The 15,856-nt window shown below is 75.5% G+C and carries 16 protein-coding genes and 2 pseudogenes; 11 read left to right on the top strand and 7 right to left on the bottom strand.

Annotated elements, in window-relative coordinates; genetic code table 11:
- Positions 1-52: 52 nt before the first annotated feature.
- The 6 genes and pseudogenes from ACWPWV_RS15910 to ACWPWV_RS15885 all read right to left on the bottom strand — a co-directional run.
- On the bottom strand, positions 53-1,150 hold the full coding sequence (locus ACWPWV_RS15910; RefSeq protein ID WP_454043912.1) for a diacylglycerol/lipid kinase family protein: 1,098 nt from the start codon (positions 1,148-1,150) through the stop codon (positions 53-55).
- A 43-nt stretch (positions 1,151-1,193) separates the two neighbouring features.
- Entirely contained in the window at positions 1,194-1,937 is a 744-nt protein-coding gene (tatC, locus tag ACWPWV_RS15905) for a twin-arginine translocase subunit TatC (RefSeq protein ID WP_454044562.1), read from the bottom strand.
- A 39-nt stretch (positions 1,938-1,976) separates the two neighbouring features.
- A complete protein-coding gene (gene tatA / locus ACWPWV_RS15900) occupies positions 1,977-2,252 on the bottom strand; it encodes a Sec-independent protein translocase subunit TatA (RefSeq protein ID WP_454043911.1) in 276 nt (91 codons plus the stop codon).
- A gap of 43 nt (positions 2,253-2,295) precedes the next feature.
- Entirely contained in the window at positions 2,296-2,622 is a 327-nt protein-coding gene (locus tag ACWPWV_RS15895; RefSeq protein ID WP_454043910.1) for a hypothetical protein, read from the bottom strand.
- A 10-nt stretch (positions 2,623-2,632) separates the two neighbouring features.
- Positions 2,633-3,607 (bottom strand): helix-turn-helix transcriptional regulator, encoded by a 975-nt coding sequence (locus ACWPWV_RS15890; RefSeq protein WP_454044561.1) that lies wholly within the window; start codon positions 3,605-3,607, stop codon positions 2,633-2,635.
- 441 nt (positions 3,608-4,048) lie between these two features.
- Positions 4,049-4,231 (bottom strand): annotated as a pseudogene (locus tag ACWPWV_RS15885) (WYL domain-containing protein); the annotation flags it as partial.
- A gap of 212 nt (positions 4,232-4,443) precedes the next feature.
- Between ACWPWV_RS15885 and ACWPWV_RS15880 the strand changes: the two are divergent.
- From ACWPWV_RS15880 to ACWPWV_RS15830, 11 genes and pseudogenes are all read left to right on the top strand, one after another.
- Entirely contained in the window at positions 4,444-4,716 is a 273-nt protein-coding gene (locus tag ACWPWV_RS15880) for a hypothetical protein (RefSeq protein WP_454043909.1), read from the top strand.
- A 10-nt stretch (positions 4,717-4,726) separates the two neighbouring features.
- A pseudogene (locus ACWPWV_RS15875) lies at positions 4,727-5,906 on the top strand (DUF3866 family protein).
- A gap of 520 nt (positions 5,907-6,426) precedes the next feature.
- A complete protein-coding gene (locus tag ACWPWV_RS15870) occupies positions 6,427-6,717 on the top strand; it encodes a DUF4129 domain-containing protein (RefSeq protein WP_454043908.1) in 291 nt (96 codons plus the stop codon).
- A complete protein-coding gene (locus ACWPWV_RS15865) occupies positions 6,714-7,232 on the top strand; it encodes a hypothetical protein (RefSeq protein WP_454043907.1) in 519 nt (172 codons plus the stop codon). Before ACWPWV_RS15870 ends, ACWPWV_RS15865 begins: the two co-directional genes overlap by 4 nt.
- A gap of 95 nt (positions 7,233-7,327) precedes the next feature.
- Positions 7,328-8,257, top strand: coding sequence for an AAA family ATPase (locus ACWPWV_RS15860; RefSeq protein ID WP_454044560.1), 930 nt, complete (start codon positions 7,328-7,330; stop codon positions 8,255-8,257).
- Positions 8,254-9,624, top strand: a complete 1,371-nt coding sequence (locus ACWPWV_RS15855; protein ID WP_454043906.1) for a DUF58 domain-containing protein — start codon at positions 8,254-8,256, stop codon at positions 9,622-9,624. Before ACWPWV_RS15860 ends, ACWPWV_RS15855 begins: the two co-directional genes overlap by 4 nt.
- Positions 9,621-10,172, top strand: a complete 552-nt coding sequence (locus ACWPWV_RS15850) for a hypothetical protein (protein WP_454043905.1) — start codon at positions 9,621-9,623, stop codon at positions 10,170-10,172. Before ACWPWV_RS15855 ends, ACWPWV_RS15850 begins: the two co-directional genes overlap by 4 nt.
- 106 nt (positions 10,173-10,278) lie before the next feature.
- A complete protein-coding gene (locus tag ACWPWV_RS15845; protein ID WP_454043904.1) occupies positions 10,279-10,857 on the top strand; it encodes a Dps family protein in 579 nt (192 codons plus the stop codon).
- Positions 10,858-11,010: 153 nt separating this feature from the next.
- Positions 11,011-11,493, top strand: coding sequence for a VOC family protein (locus tag ACWPWV_RS15840; RefSeq protein WP_454043903.1), 483 nt, complete (start codon positions 11,011-11,013; stop codon positions 11,491-11,493).
- 748 nt (positions 11,494-12,241) lie between these two features.
- Positions 12,242-13,687 carry an argininosuccinate synthase gene (argG, locus tag ACWPWV_RS15835; RefSeq protein ID WP_454043902.1) on the top strand — a complete coding sequence of 482 codons (1,446 nt, stop codon included), beginning with the start codon at positions 12,242-12,244 and terminating at the stop codon, positions 13,685-13,687.
- Positions 13,688-13,707: 20 nt separating this feature from the next.
- A complete protein-coding gene (locus ACWPWV_RS15830) occupies positions 13,708-14,370 on the top strand; it encodes an IMPACT family protein (RefSeq protein WP_454043901.1) in 663 nt (220 codons plus the stop codon).
- 52 nt (positions 14,371-14,422) lie between these two features.
- On the opposite strand, the gene ACWPWV_RS15825 is transcribed toward ACWPWV_RS15830, so the two are convergent.
- Complete coding sequence (locus ACWPWV_RS15825; protein WP_454043900.1) at positions 14,423-15,856, bottom strand: UTP--glucose-1-phosphate uridylyltransferase; 1,434 nt, start codon at positions 15,854-15,856, stop codon at positions 14,423-14,425.

Below are 15,856 nucleotides of genomic sequence, written 5' to 3'. Positions count from 1 at the left end.
GCCAGCCTACGGTCCGGTGCCCACCTCGCCGCCCGGCACGAGGCGGCGTGCGTCACCGGTCAGGGGCGGTGAGGAGGCGCACGGCCCCCGGCACGACCTCGACGCGCAGCGGCAGGGGGCCGACGTGCTCGCCGTCGGCGAACGCGTGGGGCGGCGTCGCGCCCGCGGCGGTGGGCTCGATCGTCACGACGCGGGCCCGGAGCACGCCCACGTGCGGGTTCGTCAGGTGCCGCCCGGCGTACATGCCGGGGAACACCGCGGCCGCGCCGCGGCGCGTGAAGGGACCGGCGAGCACGACGTCGAGGAGCCCGTCGTCGAGCACGGCGTCGGGCGCGATGCGGACCCCGCCGCCGACGCGCGGGCCGTTGGCGACGGAGACGAGCGCGCCGGGAGACTCCCAGACGAGCGTGGGGCCGTCGGGGCCGTCGCCGGGCAGCAGGGGCGCGCCGGCGAGGACGTCGGGCAGCGGGCCTGTCACGTGCGGGACGCCCGTCAGGGTGACCCGGTACCCGTAGGGCCGGTAGCGGAGGATCTCCCGCAGGGCGGACCGCGCGTACCGGGCGCGGCCACGTGGCCAGGTCGCCGCGTTGGCGTGGGCGTTGACGGCCGCGTCGACGCCGGCGGACAGCACGCCCCCGTACCAGCGCGGCACGAGAGGGTGCAGGGCGGCGCCGTGCGGGGGCACGGAGGGCGCGGTGGGCGGGACGGGAACGGAGGGCACGGTGGTCGCGGGGAGGGCCGCGGTGACGCGGGCCGCGTCGACGGTGCGGACGGTGCCGTCGACGACGGACCGGACCAGGGCGTCGACGCACGGGTCGACGCGGCCGGTCGGGATCCCGAGGGCGTGCGCGAAGTCGTTGCCGGTCCCGACGGCCACGATGCCGAGCGGGGTCCCCGTGCCGGCGACGGCGTTGACGCCGAGGTGGACCATGCCGTCACCGCCGACGACGACGAGCGCGTCGACCGCACAACGGCCTCCGTGGCCGCGCACCGCGGCGTCCGCGGACTCCTGCGCGAGGGCGAGGCTGGGCGCGCTGAGGTCGACGACGTCGTGGCCGGCGGAGCGCAGCGCCGCCGCGGTGCGCTCGCCGCCGGTGCGGCCGCGGCCGCGGCCGGCGGTGGGGTTGACGACGAGCCCGACCGTGCTCACGGGTGCCCCGCGCGCCGCAGGGTGCGCGGGTGGTGCGCGCTCGTCACAGGGCGAGCCGGGCGGCGTCGCGCTTGTCGACGCGACGGTCGTGCAGATAGCTGATGCCGAGCGCACCGAAGTACAGGGCGCAGATGGGCAGGGCGACGAAGATCATGGTCAGGGCGTCCGGGGTGGGCGTCATGACGGCGGCGAAGACGAACGCGATGAGCACGGCCCAGCGCCAGCCCTGCGCCATCGTGGAGGCGCGCATGAGCCCGGCGGAGTTGAGCGCGACGAGGACGACCGGCATGACGAACGCGAGGCCGAACGCGAGGACGAGGCGCATGACGAAGCTGAGGTAGCCCTGGGCGTCCGCGAGGTTGGTCGCCCCCTCGGGGACGAAGCCCGCGAGGATGTCCACGGCGTGCGGCAGGACCCACCAGGCGAGGAGCGCGCCGCCGAGGAACAGCGGCACCGAGCCCGCGAGGAAGCCGACGGCGTACCGCTTCTCCTTGGACGTCAGCCCGGGGGTGATGAAGGCCCACAGCTGGTAGAGCCACCAGGGGCACGACACGATGACGCCCAGGAAGAGCGAGACCTTGACCTTCATGTCGAGCGCCGACGCGAGGCCGGAGAAGTTCAGGCTGATGACCTTGTTCTGCTCCTCGGCAGCCTGCTGGAGCGGTGCCTGCAGTGCCTCGAGCAGCGGTTCGTAGAGGAACCAGCCGATCAGGGCTCCGGCGACGAGGCCGCAGGCGGCGAGGAAGAGCCTCTTGCGCAGCTCGAGCAGGTGCTCGCGCAGCGCCATGCGCGCCTCGGGGTCACGACGGGTGGTGCGTGACACCGATCACCTCGGGGAGGAGTCGTCCGGGGCGGGCGACGTGGTCCCTCCGGGAACGGTGGACGTGCCGGTCCCGTGGACGCGGTCCGTCGACGTGCCGGGGGCCGGGGGCGCCGCCGGGGTGGTGGGCGTGTCGTCCTCGTTCAGCTCCTTGACCTCCTTCTTGAAGATCTTGAGCGACTGACCGACGCTGCGCGCGAGGTCAGGCAGACGGCGCGCCCCGAAGAGCAGCAGGATCACGACGACGAGCACGATGATGTGCCAGGGCTTCAGCATGCCCATGGTGCGACTCCTCTTCGAGGACCGGATACGACTGGACGTGAGTCTACGCGTTGAACCGGCGCCACCGGGCCCAGACCTGCTCGTCGCGCTGCCGGCGCAGCACGCGCCGCTCGGCCCGGTCGGCGCGCAGGGCGTCGACACGCTGCCGCAGGACGACCGGATCCTCGTCCAGGGTCGGTGCCGTGGACGGCTGCTCGGCCTCGAGGCGCCGCGCGATCTCGTCCGCGCGCGTCCCGAGGTCGCTCGCGACCTGCGAGGCGCGCGACAGCTCGCGGCCCAGGCCCTTCACCGACCGCCACAGGCGCCGCGCGAGGAGGAACGCGCCCACGAGAGTGCCCACGACGAGGAGCGTCCAGACCCAGAACCACATGCCGCCCACCCTATCCAGCGGGGGCGTCGTCGAGGTCCGCGTACGCCGCGAGGGCGGCGCGCGCCGTCTCGCGCACGTCGTCCGCGACGGACGCGGGCTCGACGGAGCGCACGTGCCGCGCGCGCGCCAGGAGCAGCTGACGCAGCCACACGGGGTTGGTGACGCGCAGGCGCACCTCGAACGCGCCGTCGGGCAGGTCCCGCACGGACTCGACGGGCACCTGCTCCGCGACGGTCCGCGCCTGGCTGGCCAGGACCAGGGTCGCCAGCGGCGCGTCCCCGGACGGGGCGAAGTCGACGTCCGGGTCGACGTCGTGCTCCTCCACCGGGGTGGGGAGCTCCACGGCGTCGAGGACCCGGTCGACGCGGAACGTGCGGCGCCCCTGCGCGCGGTGGCACCACGCGAGCAGGTACGCGTGCTCGTCCTGGGTGTGCAGGCTCACGGGGTCGATCTCGCGGTCCGACGCCTCGTCCGCCGCGGTGACGTAGCGGATGCGCAGCCGGTGACCCGCCGCCAGGGCGCTCGCGATCGTCGACACGACCTGCGGGTCGCCCTCGGGCGCGAGCCGCACGTCGAGCGCGGCCGCCGCCTCGCCCGTGGCGTCGGTGAGCTTCGTCAGGACCGACTCGACCACACGCGCGCGCTCCGGGTCGGCCTGCACCGCGCCCGTCTCCCGCATCGCCCGCAGCGCGGCGACGAGCGCCACCGCCTCGCGCGTTCCCAGGCGCAGCGGCCGCGTCATGCCGCGCGCCTCGGTGAGGCGCACGACACCGCGCTCGATCGAGTCCGCGTCGAAGTCGATGAGGTCGTCCGGCCAGTACCCGGGCGTGCCGGACACCCACAGGGCGTCGACGTCCTCCAGCACCTGGCGCTCGCTGACGCCGAAGTGCCGGGCCAGCTCCCCCACCGGCACCGGTCCGGCGCCGTCGAGGTAGGCGACGATGCCGAGCAGCCGCACCAGCCGGTCGTCCGCGCGCTCAGCCACGGTTCCCCTCCCCCGCGTCGCCGCCCCGCCCGCCGCTCGACCCGCCCAGGTCGGCGGCCTCCCGCAGGCGCCGCACGACGACGTCGCGCAGGCTCGGGCGGGTCGAGGACCAGGACCGCGTCGCCGTACCCGACGACCTCGTCCGCCAGCGCCGTGCGCACGTCGAACGGCACCTCCACGACGTCGCGGCCCGGTCCCGGCCCGCCGGCGCCGGGCACCGACCCGACGACCTTGCCGCGCGCGCGCGCGCCGCCGCCCGCTCCGGCACGACCGCGAGGTGCGCCACCCCGCCGGCCCCGGCACCACCGACCGGAACGCGTCCACGTCGACCTGCTCGGGCACGTCGAACGCGTCGCGCGGGCCCGTCGCCCGCACCCGACCCTCCACCCGGCTCAACCGGTACGACCGCGGCGCGTCCCGGTCGACGTCGAACCCGACGACGTACCAGCCGCCGCGCCGCGCCGCGATCCGCCACGGCTGCACCCGGCGCGGCCGCACCTCGCCCGTGCTCGCCGCCCGGTACGTGAACGACACCACCCGGCGCTGCGAGATCGCGTCCAGCAGCGTCGTGTACGCGTCGCCCACCGCCCGCACGCGCGGCACGAGGCCCGCGACCGCGTCCATCGCCGTCTCCCCCGCACCGGCCGCCCGCGGCTTCGTCAGCGCGCGCGAGATGTCCGTCCGCAACGACTTGTCCTGCCAGAACTGCGCCGCCAGCGCCAGGACCCCCAGGCTCCGCCGGCGTCAGGTCCACCGCGGGCAGCGCGTACGCGTCCTGGTCGATGCGGTACCCCACCTCGTCGGCGTGACCGCCCGCGTCCACCGTGACGATCGGGATGCCCAGGTCCCGCAGCGTGTCCTTGTCGCGCTCGAACATGCGCTCGAACGCGTCCGGGGACGGCGCGTCGCCGTACCCCGCGACGCTCGTGCGGATCTGCTGCTTCGTCATCGACGCGTTCGTGTTCACGAGCGCGATGACGAGGTTCAGCAGACGAGCGGCAGGGTTCGACGGCGCGCCCGACGGCACGACCGACGCGGACGACGTCGCGGCACGGGAGGCAGGGGGCACGATGGGCTCGGGCATCGGGCACCACGCTACTGGTCGATAGGGTGAGCGACGTGATCACGTGGCGAACCGGGACCGTGGTGTCGCGCGGACGGGCCTGGCCCGGCGCGCAAGAGCTCGACGTCGAGAGCCTCCACGACCCCCTCCCCGACGCCCCCCACGCCCCGGACCGCACCACCGTCCGCGCCCTCGCCTACACCGAGGCTCGTCGGCACCCCCCGCACCGGGGACGGGCTCCTCCTCAACGTCTCCGCCCTCGCCCGCGGCCTCGGCACCGGCGGGTACGCCCTCGTCGTCGGCCCCGCCGCACCCGGCACCCCCGTCCCGCCCGACCCCGCCCCCGGACCCGGCCACCTCGTCAAGGCCCGGTACACCCCCCTGCAGGCCCTCGTCCTCGGCGTCGACGAGCAGGAGTCCCCCCACCACGACACCCTGCGCGACGCCGACGACGACCTCCACGCGACACCCGTCGTCGTCGCCGACCTCCACTCCGCCCTGCCCGCCGTCGTCGCCGGCGCCCGGCACGCCGCGGCGCTCGCGGGCCGCCCCGCACCCCGCGTCGCGTACGTCATGACCGACGGCGGCGCACTGCCCGCCGCGTTCTCCCGCACCGTCGCGACCCTGCGCGAGACCGGCTGGCTCGAGGCCTGCGTCACCGTCGGGCAGGCGTTCGGCGGCGACCTCGAGGCCGTGACCGTCCACACCGGCCTCCTCGCCGCCCGCCACGTCGTCGGCGCCGACCTCGTCGTCGTCGCCCAGGGCCCCGGCAACCTCGGCACCGGCACCCGCTGGGGCTACTCCGGGGTCGCCGCCGGCGAGACCCTCAACGCCGTCGCGACCCTCCGCGGGCGAGCCGTCGCGTCCCTGCGCGTCTCCGGCGCCGACCCCCGCGACCGCCACCTCGGGATCTCCCACCACTCCCTCACCGCGTACGGCCGCGTCGCCCTCGCGACGTGCGACGTCGTCACCCCCGTCCCCACGCCCGACGTCGAAGCCCTCCCCGGGTGGGGACCGCACCTCACCGCACGGGTCGCCCAGCAGGCCGCCGCCCTGGTCGCCCCCACGGGCCGCCACCGCCGCGTCGACGTCACCGCCGACGCCCCGCTCCTCGACGCCCTGCACGACGCACCCGTCCGCCTGTCCACCATGGGACGCGGCCTCGACCAGGACCCCGCCGCGTTCCTCACCGCCGCCGTCGCCGGCGTCCACGCCGAGGAGATCGCCCGGACATGACCGCACCGCAGGGGGCACCGTCGACACCGGGCACCACGCCCGGCACCCAGGACCGGCCCGCCCGGCAGGGACCGCCCGGCCTGCCCGGCCGTCCGGGTCCGCGGCACGTCCTCCTCGTCACCACGCTCGCCACCGCCGTGCTCCTCGCCGCCGCCACCGGCGCGCCCTGGGCCTGGACCGTCCCCGGCTGGCTCTCGGCCCTCTCCGGGAGCGAGGAGCCACCCCCGGAGCACCCCCCGCCCCGAGCACACCACCCGCCGAACCACCACCCCGACCACCCCTCGACGACGGCGGCCTCGGCCTCGGCGACTACCTCCTCGCCCTCGCCGGCCTCGCCCTGCTCCTCGTCGCCCTCCTCGTCCTGCGGAACGTCCTCGCACGGATCCGCCGCGGCGGCACCCCCGCCCCCTCGTCGCCTCCACCCCCGGGCACACCGTCCTCGGCACCCCCGAGGACGACGCCGTCCCCCACCTGCGCCGAGGCCTGCGCCTGCGCGCCGCCCAGGAGCACCGCCCCCGCCGTGCCCCCGCGCGACGCCGTCATCGCGGCCTGGGTGTCGCTGGAGGACGCCGCGGCGCTCGCGGGCGCGCACCGCGACCCCGCGCAGACGCCGACAGAGTTCACCGTCGCCGTGCTCGACCGCACGCCCGCCGACCCCGGTGCCGTCGCCACGCTGCGAGGCCTGTACCACCGCGCCCGGTTCCGCGGCGCGGACATCGACGCCGGCGACGTCCGGGCCGCCCGCGCCGCCCTGCGGCGCCTCGCCGACGACCTCGCCATCGACACCGCGACCGGCCCCACGGACGCATGAACCGGCTCCCCACGATCCTGCGCCGCGCGGCACCGCCCGCGACCCTCGTCGTCGTCGCCGCGGTCGGACTCGTCGTCCTCGGCTCCTCCGTCGCCCACGCCCTCATGCTCGCCGCGGCCGCCCTCAGCGCCCTCCTGCTGTGGCACAGCGCCGAGTACACCGGGGACGGGACCTGGCCCCGGCTGCCCCCCACGGACCGCGACGGCGCGCGGCGCGACGTCTCCGACCTCGGCTGGGCCATCCTCGGCAAGGACGGACGCGTCACCGACCGCGCCGCCCGGCGCGTCCGTGCCCTCGCCGACCACCAGCTCGCCCGCCACGGCGTGCACGGCGACCTCGCCGACCCCCACGTCGTCGCGCGCGCCGCACCGCTCCTCGGAGCGCCGACCGCGCACGCCCTCCACGACCACGCCACGCGTGGCACGCTCCCCAGCCCTCGAGCGCTCCAGACCTGGCTCGACGCCGTCGAACGCCTCGCCACCACGCCGCCACCCGACGAAGGGACACCCCGTTGACCTCCTGGACCCCCCGGCCCGACGACCGACGCGTCGAGAACGCCCACGACGTCGCGGCACTCTCCGTCACCGACGTCGCCGCGCACGCCCAGGCGATCCTCGACGAGGTGGCCACCGCCGTCGTCGGCATGCGCGAGACGCTCACGCTCGCCCTCGCCACCGTCCTGGCCGGCGGGCACGTGCTCTTCGAGGACGTCCCCGGCCTCGGCAAGACGCTCGCCGCACGCAGCCTCGCCCGCGCCCTCGGCCTCGACTTCGCGCGGCTCCAGTGCACCCCGGACCTCCTGCCCTCCGACATCACCGGGTCGCCCGTCTACGACCCCGCCACCCGCACCTTCGAGTTCCGGCCCGGCCCCGTCTTCACCGGCCTCTTCCTCGCCGACGAGATCAACCGCACCGCTCCCAAGACCCAGTCCGCGCTGCTCGAGGCCATGGCCGAGCGGCAGGTCACGGTCGACGGCACCACCCACCCCCTGCCCCGGCCGTTCCACGTCGTCGCCACCTCCAACCCCGTCGAGTACGAGGGCACCTACCCGCTCCCCGAGGCCCAGCTCGACCGCTTCATGGTCCGCCTCGCCGTCGGCTACCCCGCGCGCGACGAGGAGCGCGAGGTCCTCGCCCGCCGCGTCGCGCGCCGCCACGACGACCCCACGGTCAGCCAGGTCGTGGACCACCGCACCGTCCTCGCCATGCAGGCCGGCGTCGAGAGCGTGGACGTCGACCCGGACGTCATCGGCTACTGCGTGGACCTCGCGGCCGCCACCCGCACGCACGAGGCGCTCGAGGTCGGCGCCTCACCCCGCGGCTCCCAGAACCTCGCGCTCCTCGCCCGCAGCGTCGCGGTGCTGGACGGTCGCGACTTCGTCCTGCCCGAGGACGTCAAGCGCGTCGCCGTCCCCGTCCTCGCCCACCGCCTCACCCTCACCCCCGCGGCCTGGGCCGCCGACCGGCACCCCGAGACGCTGGTGCGTTCGCTGCTCGCCACGGTCCCGGGCCCCAGCACCGTCGCCGGCGGGCGCGGGTGAGCACGCGCGACCGCCCGGCGACCACGCCCGTGTGGCGCACCACGACGGTGCTCGTGGCGGGGACGAGCGTCGGGGTCGTCCTGCTCGCCATCGGGCTCGTGGCACGCCGCGCCGACGTCGCGCTCCTGGGGCTGCCGGCTCTGCTCAGCGCGACGTGGGGGCAGTCGCGCCGCCCGGAGGGCTTCGTGACGGTCGACGTCGTGCCCGACACCGACGCCCCCGCCGGCACCCTCGGTGCCCGGCTGCGGGTCACGTCCCCGCCGGGCGTGGAGGCCGTGAGCGTCCGCGTGGTCGGTCCGGCGAACCTCACCGCCGAGCGCACCCTCGCCGTCAGGGGCGTGGCGGAGCGGGACATCGCCGTGCGCACGCGCTCCGCGCGCACCGGACCGCAGCCGTCCTACCGGGTGGACCACGCGGCGTACGGGCCCGAGGGGGTCGAGGAGCAGGTCCCGACGACGACGGTCGGGCCGCCGCTCCTCGTCCTGCCGCGACCGGTGGCGCTGGGCCGGGTGCCGCTCGCCTCCCGCCTCCGGGGACTCGCCGGTCCGCACACGTCACGGCGGCCCGGCGAGGGCTCGGAGCTGCGCGACGTCGACGCCTTCCGTCCCGGGGACTCCGTGCGACGCGTCGACTGGCGTGCGACCGCGCGACGCTCCCCGGCGCTGGACACGCTGTACGTGCGCCGCACGTTCGGCACCGCGGAGGCCACCGTGGTGCTCGTCCTCGACTCGCGCGACGAGGTCGGGCCCGACCTCACGACGTGGGGCGGGGTGGGCTTCCGGCGTCCGGACGAGGCGACGTCTCTCGACCTCGCGCGCCACGCCGCGGCGTCCGTCGCGCAGGTCGTCCTCGACGCCGGGGACCGCATCGCGCTCGACGACCTCGGGCAGGTCCGGCGGCCCGTGCGCCCCGGCGGCGGCCGACGTCACCTGCGCCGCGTCCTGCACGGGCTCGCGCTCGCGCGACCGGTCGGCGACCCCTCGACGCGCCTGCGGCCCCCGCAGGTCCCCGCCGGCGCGGCCGTGTACCTCTTCTCGACCCTGCTCGACGACGAGGCGCCGCGCCTCGCGCGGCAGTGGCACGACGCCGGTCACGTCGTCGTGGTCGTCGACACGCTCCCACCGGTCTCCGTGGCGGACGCGGACCGCCGGGTGCTCCTCGCCTGGCAGATCACGCGACGCGAGCGCGAGGACCGCGTCGCCTCCCTGCGCGGGGCCGGCGTCGACGTCGTGCCGTGGGTGCCGGACACCCGCACGGACGCAGGACGGACGGAGCCCGACGCCCGCGCCGCGCTCGAGACGGCCGCGCGCCAGCACGAGCGTCGCCTCGCGCGCGCCCCGCGAGCCGGCCGCGGCGGTGCCCGATGAGCGGGCCCCTCGTGTCGCGCGACACCGCGGGGGCGGCGGCACCGCCCCGCGTCGACGTCGACACCGGCACGACCGTCGGCGGGCTCGCGCTGCGCGTCGCGCTCCTGCTCGTCGCCGCCGCGTACACGGGGATCGCGCTGCAGCCCGTCGTGGGCGACCCGGCCCTGCGGTGGAGCCTCGCCGTGCTCGTGGGGGCGGTCGTCGCAGGGCTGTGCCGTCCACCGGTCCCCCACGTCCTCGTGGTCCTCGGCGGGCTCGCGCTCGCCGGCGGTCCCGGGCCCTTCGACGCGGTCGTCCTCGCGCTGCTGCCGCTCGCGCACCTCGTCCTCCGGCTCTCGTGGTGGTGCGCGCACGTCCCGCCGACGGCGCGGGTCGAGGTGCGCGCGCTCCTGCCGGACCTGCGCCGCCTCGTCGTGATCCAGGTCGGGCTCCAGCTCGTCGGGCTCGTGCTCCTGCTCGTCGCCGGGGCGTCCGTCGTGCCGGCCGGTGTCGCGCTCGGCGGGCTCGCACTCCTCGCCCTGACCGTGCTCGTCCTGCCGCGGGACTGACGCTCGACCTGCGTGCGGCTCGCTCCCGCACCAGGATGGAGGCGACGGAGCCGTCCGCCCGTCCGCCGCGACCCGCGGCGTGCGCACCGACACGAGGAGGCGCCACATGGCTGCTCGTCCCGACCTGCCGAAGTACACCGTCCCGTCGCTCACCCCCGAGGAGGGAGGGAAGGCCGCCGAGATCCTGCAGCAGCGTCTGCACGCGCTGAACGACCTCCAGCTCACCCTCAAGCACATCCACTGGAACGTCGTCGGACCGCACTTCATCGCGGTCCACGAGATGATCGACCCGCAGGTCGACGCCGTCCGCGCGATGGTGGACGCCATCGCCGAGCGCATCGCCACCCTCGGCGTCTCGCCCCAGGGCACGCCCGGTGCCCTCGTCGCCGCACGGACGTGGGAGGACTACTCCCTCGGGCGCGACTCGACCATCGCGCACCTCGGCGCGCTCGACGAGGTGTACGTCGGGGTCATCACCGACCACCGCGAGGCCGCGACCGCGACCGAGGGCCTCGACGACGTGACGAACGACCTGCTCATCGGGCACCTGCACGAGCTCGAGCTGTTCCACTGGTTCGTCCGGGCGCACCTGGAGTCCACCGGTGGCGACCTCTCCACCGCCGGCGCCGACACCGAGAAGGGCGCCGCAGCACAGGCGGCGAAGGGCGCCGTCGGCGAGCCCTGACCGAACGCCGTCGAAGGGCGCGTCTCCCCCTGGGAGGCGCGCCCTTCGCGCTGCCCGCTTGTCAGTGCTCGGTGGTGACGTGCTCGCTCGCCTGGGCGGCGTTGTCGTGCGCTTGGCACACTATTAATTTCGACGGTGACGTAGCGTGGGGACGTGCCCGCCTCCGAACCGCCCGTCCGCCAGCTCCGTCTCGTCGTCGAGGCCGAGGACTACGACACCGCCCTCGCCTTCTACCGTGACGTGCTGGGCCTCCCCGAGCTGGTCGCCTACGCCGACGGCGACGACGAGCGGGTCGCCATCCTCGACGTCGGCCGTGCGACGCTCGAGATCGCCAACCCTGCGCACAAGCGCGCGATCGACGACCTCGAGGTGGGGCGGCAGGTGGCCGGGCACCTGCGCGTCGCGTTCGAGGTGGCCGACGCCGGGACGACGACCGCGCGCCTCGTCGACGCCGGGGCGCAGCTCGTCGCTCCCCCGACGCGCACACCCTGGAACTCCCTCAACTCACGGCTCGACGCCCCCGCCGGGCTCCACGTGACGATCTTCCAGGAGCTCGGCGGCGAGGAGGGCGTCCCGCCCGGCGTCCGCACCGAGCCCGGGCCCGACGAGGACGCCGTCCGCCCCGACGGGGCCTGACGCCTCGACCCACGCGCGGCGCACCTGCTCGAACCGGGTGGGCAGCGGCGCACGGACCCCGCCGTACCGGGCGTTCGTCCGATGGACGAAGCGCCGCCACGAGAGCACGAGGCCCTGCTTCGTGATCGGCAGCCCGCTCGAGATCGTCACCCCGTTGTCGTGCGTGTGGTGCACCGTGAGGAGCAGCGCGCGCGGCACCGAGCCCTCGAGCCCCGCCGCGAGCTCCTCGCGGACCGCCATCCACCGACGCAGCACCACGACGACGCTCGCGCTGAGCACGTGCTCGCGCACGGTGCGGTGCTTGCCGTGCGTGAGCACGACGCGCCCCTCCCCCGCGTGCGGCGACGCCGGCCCGAGGTCGATCGCGTCGGCGGTGCACCGCAGCAGGTCGGAGTAGCGCGCGCCCGTCGCGCGCGTCAGCCCGGTGATGACGGCGAGCCGCACGGTCTCGGGCTTCGCCGCCTCGACCATCGCCTCGGTCGCGAGCAGGCGCCACACCCACTCCGCCTCGGCGAGCGAGACGGTCGGCCGCGGATAGCGACCCGCCGGCGTCCCGGGCGGCTCCTCCGGTCCGGGCGAGGCGTGGCGGTCCAGGTCTGCGTCCATGCGGTGACCGTAGATGCTTGGCACACTTTTACTGTGGAGCGACACGCCCCGGACGGACCACCGCGCGCAGACCGCGAGGCGCCGCAGTGCGCACCCGCAGTCGTCTTTGCATACCTATGCGCAATGCCGCATACTCTTCTCCATGTCCAAGGTCCTCACCTCCCTGCCCGTCGGCGAGCGCGTCGGCATCGCGTTCTCCGGCGGTCTCGACACGTCCGTCGCCGTCGCCTGGATGCGCGACAAGGGCGCCGTGCCCTGCACCTACACCGCCGACATCGGCCAGTACGACGAGCCGGACATCGCGTCGGTGCCGGGCCGTGCGACGGCGTACGGCGCGGAGGTGGCTCGGCTGGTCGACTGCCGCTCCGCGCTGGTCGAGGAGGGCCTCGCCGCGCTCGCGTGCGGCGCGTTCCACATCCGCTCGGGCGGGCGCGCGTACTTCAACACCACTCCCCTGGGCCGTGCCGTCACCGGCACCCTCCTCGTGCGCGCCATGCACGAGGACGACGTGCAGATCTGGGGTGACGGGTCGACGTTCAAGGGCAACGACATCGAGCGCTTCTACCGCTACGGCCTGCTCGCGAACCCGCACCTGCGCATCTACAAGCCGTGGCTCGACGCCGACTTCGTCACCGAGCTGGGCGGCCGCACCGAGATGTCGCAGTGGCTGCTCGCGCACGGGCTGCCCTACCGCGACAGCACCGAGAAGGCGTACTCCACCGACGCCAACATCTGGGGGGCCACGCACGAGGCGAAGACGCTCGAGCACCTCGACACGGGCGTCGAGACCGTCGAGCCGATCATGGGCGTGCGCTTCTGGGACCCTGAGGTCGAGATCGCCACGGAGGACGTGACGATCGGCTTCCACGAGGGCCGTCCCGTGACGATCGACGGACAGGAGTTCGACTCCGCCGTCGACCTGGTGACGGCCGCGAACGCGGTCGGTGGCCGGCACGGCCTCGGCATGTCCGACCAGATCGAGAACCGGATCATCGAGGCCAAGAGCCGCGGCATCTACGAGGCCCCCGGGATGGCGCTGCTGCACGCCGCCTACGAGCGGCTCGTCAACGCGATCCACAACGAGGACACGCTCGCGCAGTACCACAACGAGGGCCGGCGCCTCGGGCGCCTCATGTACGAGGGCCGCTGGCTCGACCCCCAGGCCCTCATGATCCGCGAGTCCCTGCAGCGCTGGGTCAGCACGGCCGTGACGGGCGAGGTGACGCTCCGGCTGCGCCGCGGCGAGGACTACTCCGTGATGGACACGTCCGGCCCGGCGTTCAGCTACCACCCGGACAAGCTGTCGATGGAGCGCACGGAGGACTCGGCGTTCGGACCGATGGACCGCATCGGCCAGCTCACCATGCGCAACCTCGACATCGCCGACTCGCGCGCCAAGCTCGAGCAGTACGCGGGGCTCGGGATCGTCGGCAGCGCGCACGCGACGCTCGTCGGTGCCGACCAGGGCTCCACCGCGCTCATCGGCGCGATGGCCGAGGGCGGCGCCGAGGTGATCGCGTCCCGCGGGACGGTGGACGCCGACGACGAGCTGCTCGACCGCGCCGCGATGGAGAGCGGCACCGACTGACCGGCCGCGAGGGTCGGAACGTGGCCACGAGCGCAGGTCCCGGGGAGCTGCCGAGCACGATCGCGGTCCCCGTCGACCACGAGCTGGTCGTCAAGCGGTCGCGGTTCCTCGCCCACCTCGCACCGGTGACGAGCGTCGCTGCGGCGGACGCGGTGGTCGCGCGGGTGCGCAAGGAGCACTGGGACGCCCGCCACCACTGCGTCGCGCTCGTCGTCGGCCCGCACGCGGACCGGCAGCGCTCGACGGACGACGGCGAGCCCTCCGGCACCGCCGGCGCACCCATGCTCGAGGTGCTTCGGCACCGCGGGCTCACCGACGTCGTCGCGGTCGTCACGCGGTACTTCGGCGGGGTGCTGCTCGGTGCCGGCGGGCTGGTCCGTGCCTACTCGTCGGCGGTGAGCGAGGCCCTGGACGTCGCGCGTGTCGTGCGCCGCGCGGTGCGCACCGTCGTCACGGTCGACGTCCCCCACGCCGACGCCGGACGCCTGCACGGCGTCCTCCGCGACTGGGCCGGCGCGCACGACGCCGTCCTCGCCGGCGTCGTGTACGGCGAGGTCGCGCGCTTCACGCTGCTCGTCGCCCCGGCCGACCTCGCCCGGTTCGACGCCGACCTCGCGGCCGTCTCGGCCGGCACGCTGCGGTCGCTCCGCGGCGAGGACCGCGTCGTCGACCTGGACCGCTGAGCCCCGCGCCGGGCACGGGCACGGCAGAGCGGCCCCGCCCGGACGCGGCCCGTCAGGCGCTCACGCCGTCCGGGCCGACGACCGCGCCGTCGGGCACGCGCGCGGCGCCGCCCTCGTCGTCGAGCCGGGCGTCGCCGACGACCCGCACGCCCCCGCCGAACGACCAGTCCCCCCGCACCGTGAGCGACCGGGCGGCCCGCAGCGACGGCGTGCCCTCGTCGAAGCGCGCGTCGAACCCCGCGATGGTCTTGAAGTGCGCCGTGTCGAGGTCGACGAACGGCGCGTCGGTCTGCGCGACGAAGCGGTAGGCGTCGTCGAGGTCGTACACGTCCGAGCGCAGCACCAGCAGGTCGTTCGTCGTCTTCACGGGCAGGAACCGGTCGCGGCCCACCTCGATCGCCACGGCGCCGTCGAACACCTCGACGGCCGCGCCCATGGCGGACTCGATCTGCACGACCTCGGGGGACGACGCGTCGGTCGGGTCCACCGTCTTGGTGTTGCGGATGAGCGGCAGCTCGAGCACGCCGCCGGTCCGCTCGAGCTCGGCCGCGAGCGCCTCGAGGTCGAACCAGAGGTTGTTGGTGTTGAAGTACCGGTGGCGGGTGATGTCGGCGGCGGCGTCCGCGTCGGCGTCGGGTGTCTGGGCGGTCTCGCGCAGGACGATGCGGCCGTCGGCGCGGCGGACGACGAGGTGGCCGCCCTTGCGGTCGGCGGGGGTGCGCAGGGCGACCTCGGCGGCGAAGGGTGCGCCGGAGGCGGCGAACCAGCCGGCCATGGCGGCGTCGGGGGCGGCGCCGAGGTTGTCGGAGTTGGAGACGCTGGCGTAGCGGTAGCCGGCGTCGAGGAGCGCGCGGAGCGCCCCGGACGCGTAGAGGGCGGTGTAGAGGTCGCCGTGCCCGGGCGGGCACCACTCGAGCTCGGGCTCGGCGGGCCAGTCGACGGGGGTGAGGTCGGCGGCGCGCAGCTTGGGCTCGCGGTTCTGGAGGAAGTCGAGCGGGAGCCCGTCGACGGGGAGGTCGTCGTGGGGGGCGAGCGCGGCGAGGGTGTCGGCCTGGGTGCGGAAGCTGTTCATGAGGAGCAGCGGGAGGGTGGCGCCGGTGGCGCGCCGGGCGGCGCGGACCTGGGCGACGATGACGTCGAGGAACGTCAGGGGTCCGGAGCCCGCGTGCTGCGGGTCGGTGTCGCGGACGGTCAGCAGCGACTTGGCGCGGTCCATGCCCATGGAGGTGCCGAGGCCGCCGTTGAGCTTGATGATCGCGGTGCGGTCGAGGGCGGTGCGCGCGTCGTCGTCGGTGACGTCGATCGCGTCGCGACGGGCGACGTCGGTGAGGGGTTCGACGTCCGCCTCGGGGATCATCCCGGTCTCGCCGGACTCGAGGAGGCGGTAGAAGCGCGTGAAGACGTCGATGGCGGCGGGTGCGACGCCGGCCTCGCGCATGCGCTGCTGGGACTGGTCCAGGCCGGTGCCGCTCGTCTGGCTGCTCAT

The sequence above is a fragment of the Cellulosimicrobium sp. Marseille-Q8652 genome (genome assembly GCF_965112045.1).
The sequence above is the reverse complement of the archived record's forward strand: the minus strand, read 5'-3'. Positions and strand labels throughout refer to the sequence as shown.

Bases quoted from the DNA above. Each gene is read 5' to 3' on its own strand.
- ACWPWV_RS15865 (WP_454043907.1), top strand. From the start codon at position 6,714: ATGAACCGGCTCCCCACGATCCTGCGCCGCGCGGCACCGCCCGCGACC.
- ACWPWV_RS15825 (WP_454043900.1), bottom strand. From the start codon at position 15,856: ATGAGCAGCCAGACGAGCGGCACCGGCCTGGACCAGTCCCAGCAGCGC.
- ACWPWV_RS15880 (WP_454043909.1), top strand. From the start codon at position 4,444: ATGCCCAGGTCCCGCAGCGTGTCCTTGTCGCGCTCGAACATGCGCTCG.
- ACWPWV_RS15895 (WP_454043910.1), bottom strand. From the start codon at position 2,622: ATGTGGTTCTGGGTCTGGACGCTCCTCGTCGTGGGCACTCTCGTGGGC.
- ACWPWV_RS15845 (WP_454043904.1), top strand. From the start codon at position 10,279: ATGGCTGCTCGTCCCGACCTGCCGAAGTACACCGTCCCGTCGCTCACC.
- argG (WP_454043902.1), top strand. From the start codon at position 12,242: ATGTCCAAGGTCCTCACCTCCCTGCCCGTCGGCGAGCGCGTCGGCATC.
- tatC (WP_454044562.1), bottom strand. From the start codon at position 1,937: ATGGCGCTGCGCGAGCACCTGCTCGAGCTGCGCAAGAGGCTCTTCCTC.
- tatA (WP_454043911.1), bottom strand. From the start codon at position 2,252: ATGGGCATGCTGAAGCCCTGGCACATCATCGTGCTCGTCGTCGTGATC.
- ACWPWV_RS15850 (WP_454043905.1), top strand. From the start codon at position 9,621: ATGAGCGGGCCCCTCGTGTCGCGCGACACCGCGGGGGCGGCGGCACCG.